Source organism: Halopiger thermotolerans (genome assembly GCF_054654555.1).
This window is the reverse complement of the sequence record NZ_BAAIEU010000004.1, coordinates 1599367-1613734: the sequence shown is the minus strand read 5'-3', so window position 1 is coordinate 1613734 and position 14368 is coordinate 1599367. Positions and strand designations below refer to the sequence as shown.

Annotated in this window: 16 protein-coding genes; 11 read left to right on the top strand and 5 right to left on the bottom strand. The window is 67.9% G+C overall.

The window, feature by feature from the left end:
- The first annotated feature begins 30 nt into the window (after positions 1 to 30).
- The gene (locus ACYQ26_RS15805) at positions 31 to 855 is read left to right on the top strand and encodes an ABC transporter permease (RefSeq protein ID WP_459809849.1); all 825 of its coding nucleotides are present in this window, start codon (positions 31 to 33) and stop codon (positions 853 to 855) included.
- Positions 856 to 867: 12 nt separating this feature from the next.
- Here the strand turns inward: ACYQ26_RS15805 and ACYQ26_RS15800 are convergent, their stop codons facing one another.
- Genes ACYQ26_RS15800 through ACYQ26_RS15790 form a run of 3 tightly spaced genes read right to left on the bottom strand, consistent with a single transcriptional unit; the run spans position 868 to position 3816 of the window.
- Complete coding sequence (locus tag ACYQ26_RS15800; RefSeq protein ID WP_459810756.1) at positions 868 to 1680, bottom strand: ABC transporter permease; 813 nt, start codon at positions 1678 to 1680, stop codon at positions 868 to 870.
- A gap of 28 nt (positions 1681 to 1708) precedes the next feature.
- Positions 1709 to 2482 carry an ABC transporter ATP-binding protein gene (locus ACYQ26_RS15795; RefSeq protein ID WP_459809848.1) on the bottom strand — a complete coding sequence of 258 codons (774 nt, stop codon included), beginning with the start codon at positions 2480 to 2482 and terminating at the stop codon, positions 1709 to 1711.
- On the bottom strand, positions 2479 to 3816 hold the full coding sequence (locus tag ACYQ26_RS15790; protein WP_459809847.1) for an ABC transporter substrate-binding protein: 1338 nt from the start codon (positions 3814 to 3816) through the stop codon (positions 2479 to 2481). The genes ACYQ26_RS15795 and ACYQ26_RS15790 overlap by 4 nt, the downstream gene beginning before the upstream one ends.
- A gap of 298 nt (positions 3817 to 4114) precedes the next feature.
- On the opposite strand from ACYQ26_RS15790, the gene ACYQ26_RS15785 reads away from it, so the two are divergent.
- Genes ACYQ26_RS15785 through ACYQ26_RS15775 form a run of 3 tightly spaced genes read left to right on the top strand, consistent with a single transcriptional unit; the run spans position 4115 to position 8049 of the window.
- A complete protein-coding gene (locus ACYQ26_RS15785) occupies positions 4115 to 5044 on the top strand; it encodes a hypothetical protein (protein ID WP_459809846.1) in 930 nt (309 codons plus the stop codon).
- Positions 5045 to 5049: 5 nt separating this feature from the next.
- Positions 5050 to 6759 carry a pyrroloquinoline quinone-dependent dehydrogenase gene (locus tag ACYQ26_RS15780; protein WP_459809845.1) on the top strand — a complete coding sequence of 570 codons (1710 nt, stop codon included), beginning with the start codon at positions 5050 to 5052 and terminating at the stop codon, positions 6757 to 6759.
- A 24-nt stretch (positions 6760 to 6783) separates the two neighbouring features.
- Complete coding sequence (locus ACYQ26_RS15775; protein WP_459809844.1) at positions 6784 to 8049, top strand: cupredoxin domain-containing protein; 1266 nt, start codon at positions 6784 to 6786, stop codon at positions 8047 to 8049.
- Between the two features lie 152 nt (positions 8050 to 8201).
- Here ACYQ26_RS15775 and ACYQ26_RS15770 read toward each other — a convergent pair whose 3' ends face one another.
- Positions 8202 to 8507, bottom strand: a complete 306-nt coding sequence (locus tag ACYQ26_RS15770) for an ArsR/SmtB family transcription factor (protein WP_459810755.1) — start codon at positions 8505 to 8507, stop codon at positions 8202 to 8204.
- Positions 8508 to 8627: 120 nt separating this feature from the next.
- On the opposite strand from ACYQ26_RS15770, the gene ACYQ26_RS15765 reads away from it, so the two are divergent.
- From ACYQ26_RS15765 to ACYQ26_RS15755, 3 genes are all read left to right on the top strand, one after another.
- Complete coding sequence (locus ACYQ26_RS15765) at positions 8628 to 8930, top strand: amphi-Trp domain-containing protein (protein ID WP_459809843.1); 303 nt, start codon at positions 8628 to 8630, stop codon at positions 8928 to 8930.
- A 47-nt stretch (positions 8931 to 8977) separates the two neighbouring features.
- Complete coding sequence (yqeC, locus tag ACYQ26_RS15760; protein ID WP_459809842.1) at positions 8978 to 9856, top strand: selenium cofactor biosynthesis protein YqeC; 879 nt, start codon at positions 8978 to 8980, stop codon at positions 9854 to 9856.
- Between the two features lie 77 nt (positions 9857 to 9933).
- Entirely contained in the window at positions 9934 to 10611 is a 678-nt protein-coding gene (locus ACYQ26_RS15755) for a DUF7108 family protein (RefSeq protein WP_459809841.1), read from the top strand.
- A gap of 93 nt (positions 10612 to 10704) precedes the next feature.
- On the opposite strand, the gene ACYQ26_RS15750 is transcribed toward ACYQ26_RS15755, so the two are convergent.
- On the bottom strand, positions 10705 to 11070 hold the full coding sequence (locus ACYQ26_RS15750; protein WP_459809840.1) for a PadR family transcriptional regulator: 366 nt from the start codon (positions 11068 to 11070) through the stop codon (positions 10705 to 10707).
- A 200-nt stretch (positions 11071 to 11270) separates the two neighbouring features.
- Here ACYQ26_RS15750 and ACYQ26_RS15745 point away from each other — a divergent pair, with 200 nt between their 5' ends.
- From ACYQ26_RS15745 to ACYQ26_RS15730, 4 genes are all read left to right on the top strand, one after another.
- Positions 11271 to 11804 (top strand): inorganic diphosphatase, encoded by a 534-nt coding sequence (locus ACYQ26_RS15745; protein ID WP_459809839.1) that lies wholly within the window; start codon positions 11271 to 11273, stop codon positions 11802 to 11804.
- A 340-nt stretch (positions 11805 to 12144) separates the two neighbouring features.
- Entirely contained in the window at positions 12145 to 12267 is a 123-nt protein-coding gene (locus ACYQ26_RS15740; protein WP_459809838.1) for a hypothetical protein, read from the top strand.
- Between the two features lie 175 nt (positions 12268 to 12442).
- Positions 12443 to 13786, top strand: coding sequence for an alkaline phosphatase family protein (locus ACYQ26_RS15735; protein WP_459809837.1), 1344 nt, complete (start codon positions 12443 to 12445; stop codon positions 13784 to 13786).
- A gap of 99 nt (positions 13787 to 13885) precedes the next feature.
- Positions 13886 to 14305: a DUF371 domain-containing protein gene (locus tag ACYQ26_RS15730; protein WP_459809836.1), complete on the top strand. Its 420-nt coding sequence runs from the start codon at positions 13886 to 13888 to the stop codon at positions 14303 to 14305.
- The last annotated feature ends 63 nt before the right edge of the window (positions 14306 to 14368 follow it).

The following is a 14368-nucleotide window of genomic DNA, read 5'->3' as shown; positions in this document are numbered from 1 at the left end:
AGATCGATCGACTGATCGAGCACTGACGAGATGACCGACGGACGGGACCACCAACGACGGCGGGTTCGGGCGCCGACAGCGACGCGATCGGGCGTCGTCCGCGACGGACTCGTCGGTCTCGGTCGGCGCGTCCTGCCGCCGGCGGTCGTCCTCGTCGCCGTCCTCGCCGCGTGGCACGCCGCCGTGGTCGCCTACGAGATCCCGACGCTCGTCTTACCGTCGCCGCGAGACGTCGCGCTGGCGCTGCTCGAGACCTACCCGGCGTTGCTCGGCGACGCGGTCGTGACGGGGGCGACCGCCGCGCTCGGGCTGGCCGCCGGCGGACTCGTCGGCCTCGCGCTCGCCTTTGCGATGACCCGCTCGCGGACGGCGACCCGCACCCTCCTGCCCTACGTCGTCGCCCTGCGGATCGCGCCGGTGATCGCGATCGCGCCCCTGCTCTTTCTCTGGCTGGGGCGGGGGATCCCCGCCCGAGGGGCGCTGGTCGCGACGCTCACGGTGTTTCCGGTGACGATCGCCGCTCTGGACGGGCTGCGGGAGACGCCCGACGCCTACCTCGATCTCGCCGCGTCCGTGGGCGCGTCGCCGCTCGAGACGTTCCTGTTCGTCCGCGTCCCCGCGGCGGCCCCGAGCGTCGTCGCCGGGTTCAAGATCGCGAGCGCGCTCTCCGTGGTCGGAACCGTCGTCGCCGAGTTCGTCACCCTGCGGGCCGGTCTCGGCGCCCGCGTCTTCGAGACCGCGACCTACCTCGAGACGGCCGAGACCTACGCCGCGCTGGTCGTCCTCTCGACGCTGGGGATCGGCTTCTATCTGGTGCCGGTGGCGCTCGAGCGACTGTGCTGGACGGAGGCGTGAGCGCCGCCGTCGTCAGCGCCGCGCCGCCACGTCGAACCCGAGCCAGCGCCGGACGCCGCGCTGGACGAGCACCACCGCGCCGTACAGCGCCAGCCCCATGCCGATCAGCACCGAGAGCGCGGCGAGCATGACCTCGGGGCGGACGTTCTCCGAGCCCATCAACACCAGAAAGCCCAGCCCGTCGTCCGCGATCACCCACTCCCCGACGACGGCGCCGACGACCGCGAGCGTCACCGATTGCTTGAGCCCCGCGAAGACGTCCGGCAGCGCATAGGGCAGGTCGACGACGGCGAACCGCTCGAGCGCGCCGGCGTCGACTGACCGCAGCAGGTCGCGGTGTTCGGTCGGCGCCCGGTCCAGTCCCGCCGCGGTATTGAGGACCAGCGGGAAGAACGTGATGAGCGCGACGAAGACGATCGCCGTGGTCGTCCCCGTCCCGAGGTAGATCAACAGCAGCGGCGCGACGGCGATCTTCGGCAGCACGCGGACGGCGACCAGATACGGATACACGGCGGTCCGGAACCACGGTAAGTAGGCGACCAGCACCGCCAGCAGGAAGCCGGCCACGACGCCGACGCTGCCGCCGTAGACGACCTTCTCGAGCGTCGACAGCACGTTTCGGGCGTACAGCTCGGGACTGCCGAGCAGCTGCGCCGCGACCGCGGTCGGCGACGGCAGGATAAAGGAGGGGACGGCCCCGGCGGCGGTGACGAGCCACCAGCACAGGACGCCGACCGCGAGCGCGGCCGTCGGCGCGAGGACGTCGGCCGCCGCACGCCGTCGATCGGCGTCGGCGCCCGTCTCGAGCGGCGCTCGTCGGTCCATCCGATCGGCCGCGGCCTCGTTGTCGGTCTCAGTCATCGTTCGACCTCGCTCTCGCGTCCGCGTCGTAGCTCTCGTGGAGCCGTTCCCGAACTCGCGCGACCTGCTCCTGGAACGCCCGCGAGCCGAAGACCGACGCGTCCCGGGGTTCGGGGAGGTCGATCTCGAACGCCGCCTCGAGCCGCCCCGGCCGGTCGCGCATGACGAGACAGCGGTCGGCCAGAAACACCGCCTCGGGGACGCTGTGAGTGACGAAGACGACGGTCTTGCGCTCGCGGCGCCAGAGGTCGCGGATCTCGACGCCGAGTTCGTCGCGGGTGATCTCGTCGAGTTCGCCGAACGGTTCGTCCATTAGCAGGACGTCCGCGCCGAGGTGCAGCGCCCGCGCGATGGCGACCCGCTGTTTCATCCCGCCGGAGAGCTCGGCCGGCCGCGCGTCCTCGAACCCCTCGAGGCCCATCGACCGGAGCAGCGCCCGCGCGTCGGCCTCGTTCGGCGGCTTGTCGGCCAGTCTCCGGAGGAAGGTGACGTTCTCGAGGGCCGTCTTCCACGGAAAGAGGGTGTGCCGCTGGAAGACGAAGCCGAGGTCGCCGGCGGCCTGCGCGGCGGCGGCCGAGCGGCCGTCGATCCGGACGCGGCCCGTCGTCGGCTCCTGCAGGCCGCCGATCGTCCGCAGCAGCGTCGTCTTGCCGCAGCCGGAGGGGCCGACGACGGTGACGAACTCTCCGTCCTCGATCCGCAGGTCGACGTCGGCGATCGCGGTGAACTCGTCGAACGCGACCGTAACGTTCTCGAGGTCGATCATTCCAGTAGCTCCGCCTGCGCAAGCGCCGTTCTGAGTCGGTCCCACATCGATTCCCGCTGCCAGCCCCAGCCGCGTTCGTCGACGGCGTCGCTTCCGCCGAACTCCGCGGCGGCCTCCGCGAACGCCGCTTCGATCCGGGCCGTCGGATCGCCGTCGCCGCGACGCTCGTCGGACCGATCGGCGCCACGGCGCGCGGCGATCCGCTCGGCCGCCGGCCCGGCGTCCTGACGCGCCGCGGCCCACCCGGCGGTCGTGCCAGCGAGCAGCCCGCGCAGCGCCGGGCGCCGCTCGGCGAGGGCCGCTTCGCGGACGACGAGCGTCGGCCCGTAGATCGGGAAGTGGTCGGCCAGCGGCAGGACGTCGACGCGCTCGCCCCGCCGCTTGAGCTCCCGCGGATCCGCGAACGAACCGGTGACGACGTCCGCGTCGCCGCGGCGGAGCGCGTCCCGCTCCTCGCCGTTCGTGTCGACGATCCGGACGCCGTCGTCCGGCGCCGTCTGCGAGAGGAACAGCCGACCCAGCAGCCGGGTCTCGGAACTGGGCGGCATCCCGACCCGCTTTCCCTCGAGCTGGGCGACGCTCCGGAGCGGCTCGCCGAACGCGTCCCGGAGGGTGTAGAGGACGGTCATCGCCCGCTGGTAGCAGACCGCGATCGGGACGACGGGTTCGGCCGCGGCGCGGGCCCGGACGACCGTCGCCGCGCCGGCGACGCCGACGTCGGCCGCGCCCGCCGTGACGCGCTCGAGGGCCCGCCGCGAGCCGTCGCAGTGGTCGACCCGGAGGTCGACGCCGAACCGTTCGTACGATCCGGCCTCGAGCGCGGCGTAGATCGGCGCGTGGAGGGCGTTGGGGCGCCAGTTGACGGCGAGCGCGACGGGGGTGGGCTCGTCGGCGGCAGTGCCGTCGGCGTCGGACTGTGTCGGTCCGTCCTGACTCTCCGCGTCGTCCCCGTCCACCGCGCCGTCCGCGTGACACGCCTCGGCCTGCTCGAGCAGCGCCCGCGCGTGGCGGTCGTAGACGCGCCGGACGGTCGCCTCGACGCCGGCGGTCGGCCGCCAGGCCGTCTGCGGGCGACCCGGCGCGTCGCCGTCCCGAACCGACGACCGCTCGACGAGGGCCAGCGACTCGAGGCGCGCGGTGGCGTCGCTGATCGTCGGTCGGTTGCAGCCGGTACCGATCCGGAGGTGGACGGTCGTCGCCGGATCGGACTCGCGCTCGGCCCGCAACAGCAGGTACGCGAGGATCCGGGCCGGCGTTCGGCCGAGTCCGGCCGCGAGCCGCTCGACGAGGCGCTCGTCCGCGTCGTCGAGCACCCAGAACGAGCGCGAGCGCATGGGTCGCCGTGACCGTCCACGCGTCGACCCATAAGCGTATTTACGGCCGAGCGGACGGTCGTCGCGCGAGGTATGTTCGGACGACGGAAACGTACGGCGGCGGTAGGACCGGCCAACCGTAGTATAGGTGACATCTACTGCCCCGTTCGGGAGCGTTCACTACGAAGCGAGCGAAAATCCGATGGCGTCGAGGTTCGTTTACGCCCGTTGAACACTAATTTAGACTTCGATTATCGTATTGGAAGGCTTTGATAACGATTATTCATCACTGCGGTGTGGTGGCGTGTGTGGTTTCACCATGGCACAGATAACCACGGCGCCGAACGCGACGACGGCGGATCGACGCGATCTCGCCGAGACGCTCGGCGTCGACGCAACTGGCGACGGAGACGGGGAGTTGACCTGGGGCCGACTCGCCGGCGCGGTCGAACCGACTGCGGAACCGACGATCGCCTCGCACGGCGAGGCGATCCGGACGGCGCTGGACGGCAAACTCGACCCCGACCTGATCGCGCGCGAACGGGAGCGCCTCGTCGCGGCGATCGACCGACTGCCGGCGGTCCGCGACGCCGGAATTCCGGACGGGGCGGACGGTCCCTACTCCGAAGTAGCGGAGCCGGGGTGGCGACTCTACGACCACCTGCTCGAGGTCGGCTTCTTCGAGAGCGTAGAGGAGCATGCGCTGCGGTTCGAGCCGGAGTATATTACCGCGACGACGCGCGAACTGGTCCGAACCGAGCCGCTCGGCGCGGCGCTCGGCGAGGCCGGGTTCGACGAGGACGAGAAGATCGCGCTGCTGACGGCGGTAGCGAACAACGACGAACGGCTCTCGCGGTGGGTCCCTTCGAACCAGATCCCCGAGGGCGTCGAGTACGATACGTCGAACGTCCCGCCGCTGCACCGGCGTGCGATGGGCGGTGCCCTGCTCTGGATCGACGGGCTCGATCGCCACCTCTGGCAGTACGAGCCGCTGGTCACGGACGAGATCCTCGACGACGCCGTCCGCCACGTCAAGGGGATGCTGGGCGGTCTCTACGTCACGGCGACGGCCGTCGAGGACCTCGCGACGGATAGCGACGAGGACGAGTTCACGGACGAGGGGCTGGTCGCCGCGTTCACGGCCGGCGCCGCGATCCAGATCGTCGAGCAGGAAGACGTGCTCCACGACGTCTTCTACATCACGGACGAGATGCGCGCACCGAGCGAACTGCGAGACGAGACGAGGTGATACACATGGCACTCCGCAACGACAGGGCCGTTCAGGCCGCACGAGACATCGAACTGAAGGAGATCGAAGACGGCTATACGCTGGTCGGCGGGCCGGAGGAATCGGTAACGCAACAGCACGACACCGACCGCATCCCGGAGGTCGACGTCGGCCAGGAGATGCTGAGCAACTCGGGCGAGGACCCCGAGGCGTGGTTGATGTACGGCGGTAACTACGAGCAACACCGCGCCACGACCGCCGACGTCATCACGCCCGACAACGTCTCCGAACTCGACCTCGAGTACGAGATGTCGGTCGGGACCGGCTCGAGCATGGAGGGGACGCCGATCGTCGTGCCGGGCGACCCGCCGGTCATGTACCAGACCAACGGGCCGAACCACATCAAGGCGATCGATCCCCGCGCAGGGGAGGTCCTCTGGAGCTACACCTACGCGCCGCCGATCGGCGTCGAACTCTGCTGTGACGACAACAACCGCGGCGCCGCGGTCTGGGGCGACAAGGTGTACATGACGACGCTCGACTCGGGCGTCGTCGCGTTAGACCGGTACACCGGTGAGGAGGTCTGGTACACCTCCACCGCGGACCACCGGGAGGGCTACTCGGCGACGTGGGCCCCGGTGATCCACGACGGGACGATCTACACCGGCAGCGCCGGCGGTGAGTACGGCGTGGTCGGGTTCGAGGCCGCTATCGACGCCGAAAGCGGCGAGATCCAGTGGCAGACCGAGACGCTCCTCGAGGACGAGTGGGTCGGCGCGAGCCGCGAGCACGGCTGCGGGACGACCTGGATGACGCCGACGATCGACGAGGAGCGAGGCGTCCTCTACACGGCGGTCGCGAACCCCGGGCCGGACTTCGACGGCACCGTCCGGCCGGGACCGAACTTCCCCACCTGCGGGACGGTCGCGCTGGACATGGAGAGCGGCGAGTTCCAGTGGGGCTTCCAGAGCAGTCCCCACGACGTCTGGGACTACGACGCGGTCGCGCCGCGTGTGCTGCTTCGCGACGTGGACGTCGAGGACGGGCCGTCGGAGATGGTCGTCGCCTCTGACAAGGTCGGCTGGGTGCACATGCTGGACGCCGAGTCCGGTCAGATGCACGAGCGCAGCCAGGAGATCTGCCAGCACATCAACATGTGGAAGATGATTCCACACATCAGCGCGGACGAGATGACCCCGTTCGTGCCCGGCGCGCCGGGCGGCAACGACTGGCAGCCGCCGTCGTACAACCCCCAGACCGGCTACGTGTACGTCGTCCACCAGAACTACCCGCAGGACCTGTACTGGCGCTACGAGGAGTACAGCGAGGGCAACCCCTACTGGGGCGGCGGGCTGAACGATCCGGCCACCGAGTTCCCCGACGAGTGGAACGAGAACATCACCGCCTTCGCCGCGGTCGATCCGACGACCGGCGAGCGCGTCTGGCGCGACTGGATCAAGAGCGAGGACGAGTTCTACATGTGGGGCGGCTCCCTGTCGACCGCGACGGGGCTCGTCTTCAACGGCACCCAGAACGGCAATCTCGTCGCCTACGACGCCGAAAACGGCGACCGCCTCTGGGAGTACGAGTTCGACGTGCCGATCAGCGCCTCGCCCATGAGCTGGTACGATCCCGGCGAGGAGAAACAGTACGTCGCCGTGCAGGTCGGCGGCAGCGGCTGGCTCCGACAGGGAACTCGCGGCGACACGCTCGCCGTGTTCTCGATGGAGGCCTGAACCAACCACAACACCGATCAAACCATGTCAAACGAACACGACTCACCCGACGACGTTTCCCGTCGCGGCGTGCTGAAGGGGACGGCGGCGCTCACGAGCATCGCCGCGATCAGCGGCGAGGCGGGCGCCTATCGCGACGCGTTCGACTTCGCGATGCCCGTCGCCCAGAACGACGAGGCGGTCAGGACGTTCACGCTGACCGGCATCGTCGGCGGCTGGCTCGGCGTCGCACCGCACGAAATCGACGGCAAATCCAATCCGCCACTGCGACTGGTCGAAGGCGAAACGCACGAGGTCGTCTGGGTCAACGGAGACGGCTCGACCCACAACTTCAACATCACCTCCGGCAGCGCCGTCGGCGACGACATCGAGGTACTCGAGGCCACGGAGACGGTGACCGAGCAGGGCGAGTTCACCACCCTGCAGTTCACCGCCACCGAGGAGATGAGCGAGTACTTCTGCATGCCGCACCCGGCCCAGATGCGCGGCCCGATCGAACTGATCGACCCCGAGGACACCAACGAACTCGTCGTCCACGTCCAAGACGGGAACGGCGACCCGCTCGGCGCCGAGGTCTACCTCGACGGCATGCACGCGTTCTCGAACCTCGCCGCCCGGCCGGACCCGTTCGCGCAGGAGGGGCAGAGCCAGGGCCAAGAGCCGGGGAACGCCACCGATGGGAACGCGAGCATCGCCAACGCCACCGCCGGCAACGCCACCGATGGCAACGCCACCGACGGAAACGGCGACGTCGAGGGCCAACAGGCGCAAGCGCCCTCGATCGCCCGCTTCGACCTCCTCGAGAGCGGCGAGTACGAGCTCGAGGTCTGGACCTACGGCTACGAGCGGGTGACGGAGACGGTCCAGATCGACGGCGAGGATAAGCAGATCACCGTCACGCTTCCCGAGGTCGAACCCGGCGAACCGAGCCAGACCTTCTCGATGCGGCTCGAGGGGGGCCAATGGGTCGGCCAGTCGCCCGACGCCATCGCCGACCAGGCGAACCCGACGCTCGACCTTCAGGCGGGCGAAACCTACGCGATCGAGTGGGAGAACACGATCGGTCGCGGGGTGCCGGAAGGCGAAAACCGGCACTTCGAACCGCTGCCCGGACACAACCTGGTGCTCGCCAGCGGCGGTGAAACCAACCAGTGGACCACGTACGTCCGGTCGGACTTCACCGCCGAGCAGGGCGCGACGCAGACCGTCGAGTTCGTCGCTCGGGAGGAGATGGGCATCTACCTGGACCAGGCCCAGACCGACGCGGTGGGCGAACTCAACGTCCAGTAACCCGACTCGGGCCGACTCCCTCGGCGCATCGTCCGTTCGACCGCCCGCTTTTTTTTTTTCGACGCGCTCGCGGCTGCCGACGAGCCGCGGCGACGCTCGAGTCCGTCGAGACCGGTCGGTCGGGAGAAAGGCGGACGCGGACCGAAATCCGATCAGCGGCGCGTCGACGACCCCGTTCCCGACTCTGACTCCACGTCGTCGGCTTGCAGAACGAAGGTACGCTCGGGCGGCGGCGCGATCTGCAACTCGACGGCCGCGGTTAGCTCGTAGTACTTCCGGTTGCCCCGCATATAGTGGTCGACCAGGCCGGCCTCCTCAAGCGTCGAGAGGTGGTGGACCGCCGTCTTTCCGTCCATTCCCGTCGCTTCGGCGAGTTCGGTGACATACTTCGGCTCTCGGGAGAGTTCCCGGAGGATCTCGAGACGCGTGCCGTTGCCCAGCGCCTCGATGAGGGTGATCGACATGCCGGCCCCTTCGCCGGCCGTCCCAAGAAGGATTTCGGCGGTATGGGCCGCGTACGTACACGATATCCTGTACGTTGGTGCAGGTTTATACCGCCAACCGTGATACTAGATACCATGTCGGATCGAGTCAACATCCCCGAGGACCGGGACCGCGACCGGCGCACGATCACCGACGGCTTCTTCGAGCGGGAGGTGTACCTCTCGCGGGCGGAGACCGCCACGCTCCTGCGGGACCTCGCCGACCAGCTCGAGGCCGACACGACGGTGACGGTCACGGGCGACGACTGGGAGATTCCCTTCGAGTATCGCGATCCGATCGAGGTCGAGATCGAGTTTTCGGGCCAGCGCGAGCGCGAACTCGAGCTGGAACTCGAGTTCAGCGAGGCCAGCGGCGGCTCGGATCTCTCGGTTCGATAGTTCGGGAGTCGATGGGCTCACGGTCCTCGCCGGGTAACGGCGCCGTAATGACGCCAGCCGAAGCTCTCTGCGTCGCGGTCGCGGACGACGAGTCACACGACCGGATCCGTCCCGATCCGACCGCCGCGGTCGCCGTCGTCGGCGCCGGCGGCAAGAAGACCACGCTGTATACCCTCGCCGAGCAACTCGAGCGGGCCGTCGTCACCGCGTCGGTCCGCATTCCGATCTTCGATTCGTCGGTCAGTCGCGTCGCCGTGACCGAGTCGCCGCTCGAGGCGCTCCGGACGGCCGACGGGACGGACTTCCCCCTCGGGCTCGTCCCCGAACGCGAGGGCGAGACCCGCTATCTCGGCTACGATACCGACGCGATCGATCGGATCATTGACGCCCACGACGGCCCGGTCCTGATCAAGGCCGACGGTGCCCGCACGCGGGAGTTCAAGGCGCCGAACGACCGAGAGCCGCAACTCCCATCGGCGACGGACGTCGTCGTCCCGATCGCCAGCGCCCACGTCGTCGGCGAACCGCTCACCGAGGAGGCGGTCCACCGACCGGAGCGGGTCGCGGCCGTCGCCCGCGACGCGGGACTCGACCTCGAGGTCGGCGACGTCGTCGAACCCGACCACGTCGGCGCCGTCCTCGCCGACGAGCGAGGGGGACTGAAGGGAGTCCCCGACGGTGCGACCGTCGTTCCGCTGGTCAACAAGGTCGACGACGACGCCGACGAGGCGGTCGCTCGCGATATCGCGACTTCGTTCTACGACCGCATCGGGGGCCTCGAGCGAGGGGAAGACCGCGACGCCGGCGCCGACGCTGACGCCTCCTCTCGTGGCGCGCTCGAACTGGACGTGAACGGTCGACGAGCGGCCGTTCCGTACGTCGTTCTCGCGCGGATGGCCGACGGGGTCGTCGTCAACCGCGTCTGAGGGACGCCGGAGACGGGGCCGCCCGGCCCGAGGCGACGCCGTGATAGGGCGCTATCGCCAAGGTCGGCGTACTACCTATGCCGACGAGCGACTCGAACGAATCCGCGGACGAGACGGAGACGAAAACCGACACGGGCATCGGCGCCGAGACGGAGACGAAAACCGACACGGGCATCGGCGCCGAGACGGAGTCCGAAGAACTCCCCGACGACGTCGTCGACGAAGCCGAGCGCCTCGCCCACCTCGAGCGAGCGGCCGTCGACGAGAACGAGGCGGACGCGTACGCCGAGCGGCGCGACGACCTGCTCGCCGACCACGACTTCACCTCCCGCATCCGCGAGGACGACGACGCGACGCTCGTGCTCCACCCCGAGGAGTGGCGCGACGACGTGGCGGGCGTCATCAGAACCGACCGGATCGACGATCTCTCGAGAGCCGTCGAGATTCCGCTTGAGGGGACGGGCGATCCGGACGACTGGGACGCCGTCGACGAGCACAACCGCGAGCTCGTCGCGCAAGTTCGGGCGGAACACGGCGACGTCCACGGCGACAACGCCGCGATACTGGCCGATTTCGTCGGCAACCACTACGCGAAGCCCATCGAGTCGCTGACCGGATCGGAGCTCCGGGAGTTTCGGACCGACTACTACGTGCGAAACGCGTGGCCGTCGGAAGAACAGCGGGACGCGATCGACGAATCGATCGCGCTCGTCTACGAAGCGGCCGGCGAGTCGATGCCCGAGTTCGACTCGTAGGCCGAGACCGAAACCGAGGTCGAGGTCGAGGTCGAGATCGAAGTTCGCTCGCGATTCGTCGATGGAGTCGTCTCGGTCGTCAACCGTGGGTCGTTAGTTCTCGAGACTCTCGTCGACGATCTCGCGGATTTCCGCCGCGCGGTCCTCGTCCGTGACGACCTTCGAGAGCGTCCAGCGGACGCCGTCGAGGACGGCCTCGTAGCCGTCGTCGGTCAGCGAGTACTGGTTCGTTCGCTTGTCGAGCTCGCTCTTCTCGACCAGTCCGAGCTCGACGAGTTCGTCGAGGTTCGGGTAGAGACGCCCGTGGTTGACCTCGGTTCCGTAGTACTCCTCGAGCTCCCGCTTGATCGCCAGGCCGTACATCGGCTCCTTGGCGAGGATGACGAGGATGTTCGTTTGGAAGGCGGTGAGTTCGCGTGCGATGCCCTGTTCGCCGGTGATTGATTGTGCCTCTGACATACCTGTGCAAATGTCACCAGACTATTTAAGACTTTCCGACCATTCGGTGGTATCGACCTGCTAATCGTCGATACCACGACGGTGTCGTATCGGACTTTACCGTCGTCCAATACGTGTCTTTCGGCTGTCTGGTGGCCGTCAAATGTAAGGTAGAATCGATTACGAAAGTACTTTTTGATCGACCGTGGACTCTCACGTACATGGTCAACCTCTGGGAAGACCTCGAGACTGGACCGAATCCGCCGGAAGAGATCTACGCCGTCGTCGAGTGTCTCAAGGGCGAGCGAAACAAGTACGAGTACGACAAGGACGTCCCCGGGGTCGTCCTCGATCGCGTGCTCCACAGCAACGTCCACTACCCCTCCGACTACGGCTTCATCCCGCAGTCGTACTACGACGACGAGGACCCCTTCGACGTGCTCGTCCTCGTCGAGGACCAGACGTTCCCCGGCTGCGTCATCGAGGCCCGCCCCGTCGCCCTGATGAAGATGGACGACGACGGCGAGCAGGACGACAAGGTCATCGCCGTCCCCAGCGAGGACCCCCGATACGACCACATCGAGGACCTCGAGGACATCCCCCAGCAGCAACTCGACGAGATCGACGAGTTCTTCGCGACCTACAAGAACCTCGAAGAGGGCAAGGAAGTCGAGACGCTGGGCTGGGAGGACAAGCAGGCCGCCTACGACGCGATCGAGCACGCCCAGGAGCTCTACGAGGAGAACTTCCAGTAACCGTTCGGATCGCCTCCTGAACGCCTATTTTCGGTCGTTCGTCGTCGTTCGTTTCGACCCCGTCGCCGGCCAGCGCCGCCAGCGCGCCGACCCGGTCGGCCGGAGCGGTCGCGATCGTCGTCTCGCCGACCCGCCGTCCGTAGCACGACGGTGAGTCCGCCGTCTCGGGTGCTCCTTCGGAGTCTCGCACCGAATGCGTACACCGACCCCCCACTCGCATGTCCGCTATGAAACCGATCACCCGCCTGATCGGATGCCCGCCGGTTATCCCGCCGGCGGGGGCGGATTCGTTATGAGCATGGGTAATTTTATTGGTGAACGAGGCGTACGTGCGACTGTCATGGCAGCATCCACTCCCCCCGCTCACGACGCGTCCGAACCGTCCGACGGCGTCGGCCTCGACCACCTGACGGTCGTCCCCGCCAACTTCGAGCCGCCCGCGGACGACGATCGCGACGACTGATCGCGAGCCCTCCTCGCTCGAGCCGCCGGTCGCCGCGACGATTCGCGACACGGGTCGACCCCCTAACGTCGCGGGCGCCGAGCCGCACCCCGAAATCACGTCATTCGGTAGCATACTTCCTCAAAAGAGTGTCTCGAAACGAACCTTCTTGTGTACGCTCGAACTACCACCCCCCATGGGTCTGTTCGATCGACTGCGGGGCGACGACGCTCCCCGCGTCGCGTTTATCGGAGTCGACGGTGTGCCGTACAGTCTCTTGGCAGAGAACGAGGAGCTGTTCCCTAACTTCGCAGCGATCGCCGACGAGGGGACGGCAGGCGAAATCTCGAGCATCGTCCCGCCCGAGTCCAGCGCCTGCTGGCCGTCCCTGACGACCGGCGTCAATCCCGGCGAGACGGGCGTCTACGGCTTCCAGGACCGCGAGGTCGGCACCTACGACACCTACGTCCCGATGGGTCGGGACGTCCAGGCCGACCGCGTCTGGGACCGCGTTCAGGAGGAGGGCCGCCAGGCCACCGTGATGAACGTCCCCGTCACGTTCCCGCCCGAGCGCAACGTCCAGCGGATGGTCTCGGGCTTCCTCTCGCCCGGCCTCGAGAAGGCCGCCCACCCCGACGACGTCCGCGAGTACCTCGAGGGACTCGACTACCGGATCGACGTCAATCCGAAACTGGGCCACCAGGAGGACAAATCGGAGTTCATCGAGGACGCCCACGCGACCGTCGACGCGCGCTTCGAGGCGTTCCGCCACTACATCGAGGAGGACGACTGGGACCTGTTCTTCGGCGTCTTCATGACGACCGACCGGGTCAACCACTTCCTGTTCAAGGACTACGAGCGCGACGGCGAGTACAAGGACGAGTTCCTCGAGTTCTACCAGAAGGTCGACGACTACATCGGCCGCCTCCGCGAGTCGCTGCCCGAGGACGTTACGATGATCGTCGCCTCCGACCACGGCTTCACCAGCCTCGACTACGAGGTCCACTTCAACGAGTGGCTCCGCGACAACGGCTGGCTCTCCTTCAAGACCGACGACCCCGAGGAACTGGGCGACATCTCCGACGATACCAAGGCCTACTCGTTCATCCCCGGTCGCTTCTACATCAACCTCGAGGGCCGCGAACCGCGTGGCTCCGTCTCCGAGGACGACTACGACGAGGTCCGCGACCAGCTCAAATCCGAACTGCTGGAACTCGAGGGCCCCGACGGGAACGCGGTCGTCGACCGCGTCGTCGAGAAGGAGGCGGCCTTCCGCGGCGACCACGACGACATCGCGCCGGACCTGGTCGCGATCCCGAACAAGGGCTTCGACCTGAAGTCCGGCTTCAAGGGCGACGCCGAGGTCTTCGACACCGGCCCGCGCAACGGGATGCACAGCTTCGACAACACGTCGCTGTACATCGACGACCCCGACGCGACCATCGGCGACGCCGACCTGTTCGACATCACGCCGACGATCCTCGATCTAATGGACGTCGAGTACAGCCGCGGCGAGTTCGACGGCGCGAGCCTGCTGTAGTCCGCCGTCCGTCTCGCGCGTACTCCGATTTCGGTTCGGTTCCGTTTCGATCCCGTTTTCCGCCCGCAGCGGTTTCGTCCTCGAACGCGACCATCGACCATGCCGCTCGAGGAAGTCATCCACGCTCGCGGGCACGAGAACGTCTCCGCCGAGCACGCAAGTACGTTCGAGGTAACGACCGACGACTATCTCACCCCCGCGGGCGACTGCATTCTCGCGATCGAGGCCGACCGCGCCCCCGCGGACTTCGATCCTGACTTCGTCGCGGCCTGCCAAGACCGCGAGGCCACGATCACGTTCGAGATCGAAGCCGACGGCCACCGCGACTCGGTGACCGGACGGGGCGACCCCGACCTCGAGTTCACCAACGAGCGCAGCGCGGTCGGCCGCACGAGCGAGTACGTCGACGACCGGACGATCATGAACGGGGCCGAGTTCGCCGCCGAGGGGTTCGACCGCGAACTGGTCGACGCGCTGGCCGACGGCGCCGAGGCGACGGTGACCATCACCGTCGAGTAGTCTGGCGGTTTCGGCGACGAGTCGTCTCATCGGATTGTCCAATGGCCGAAACAATAAATGGGG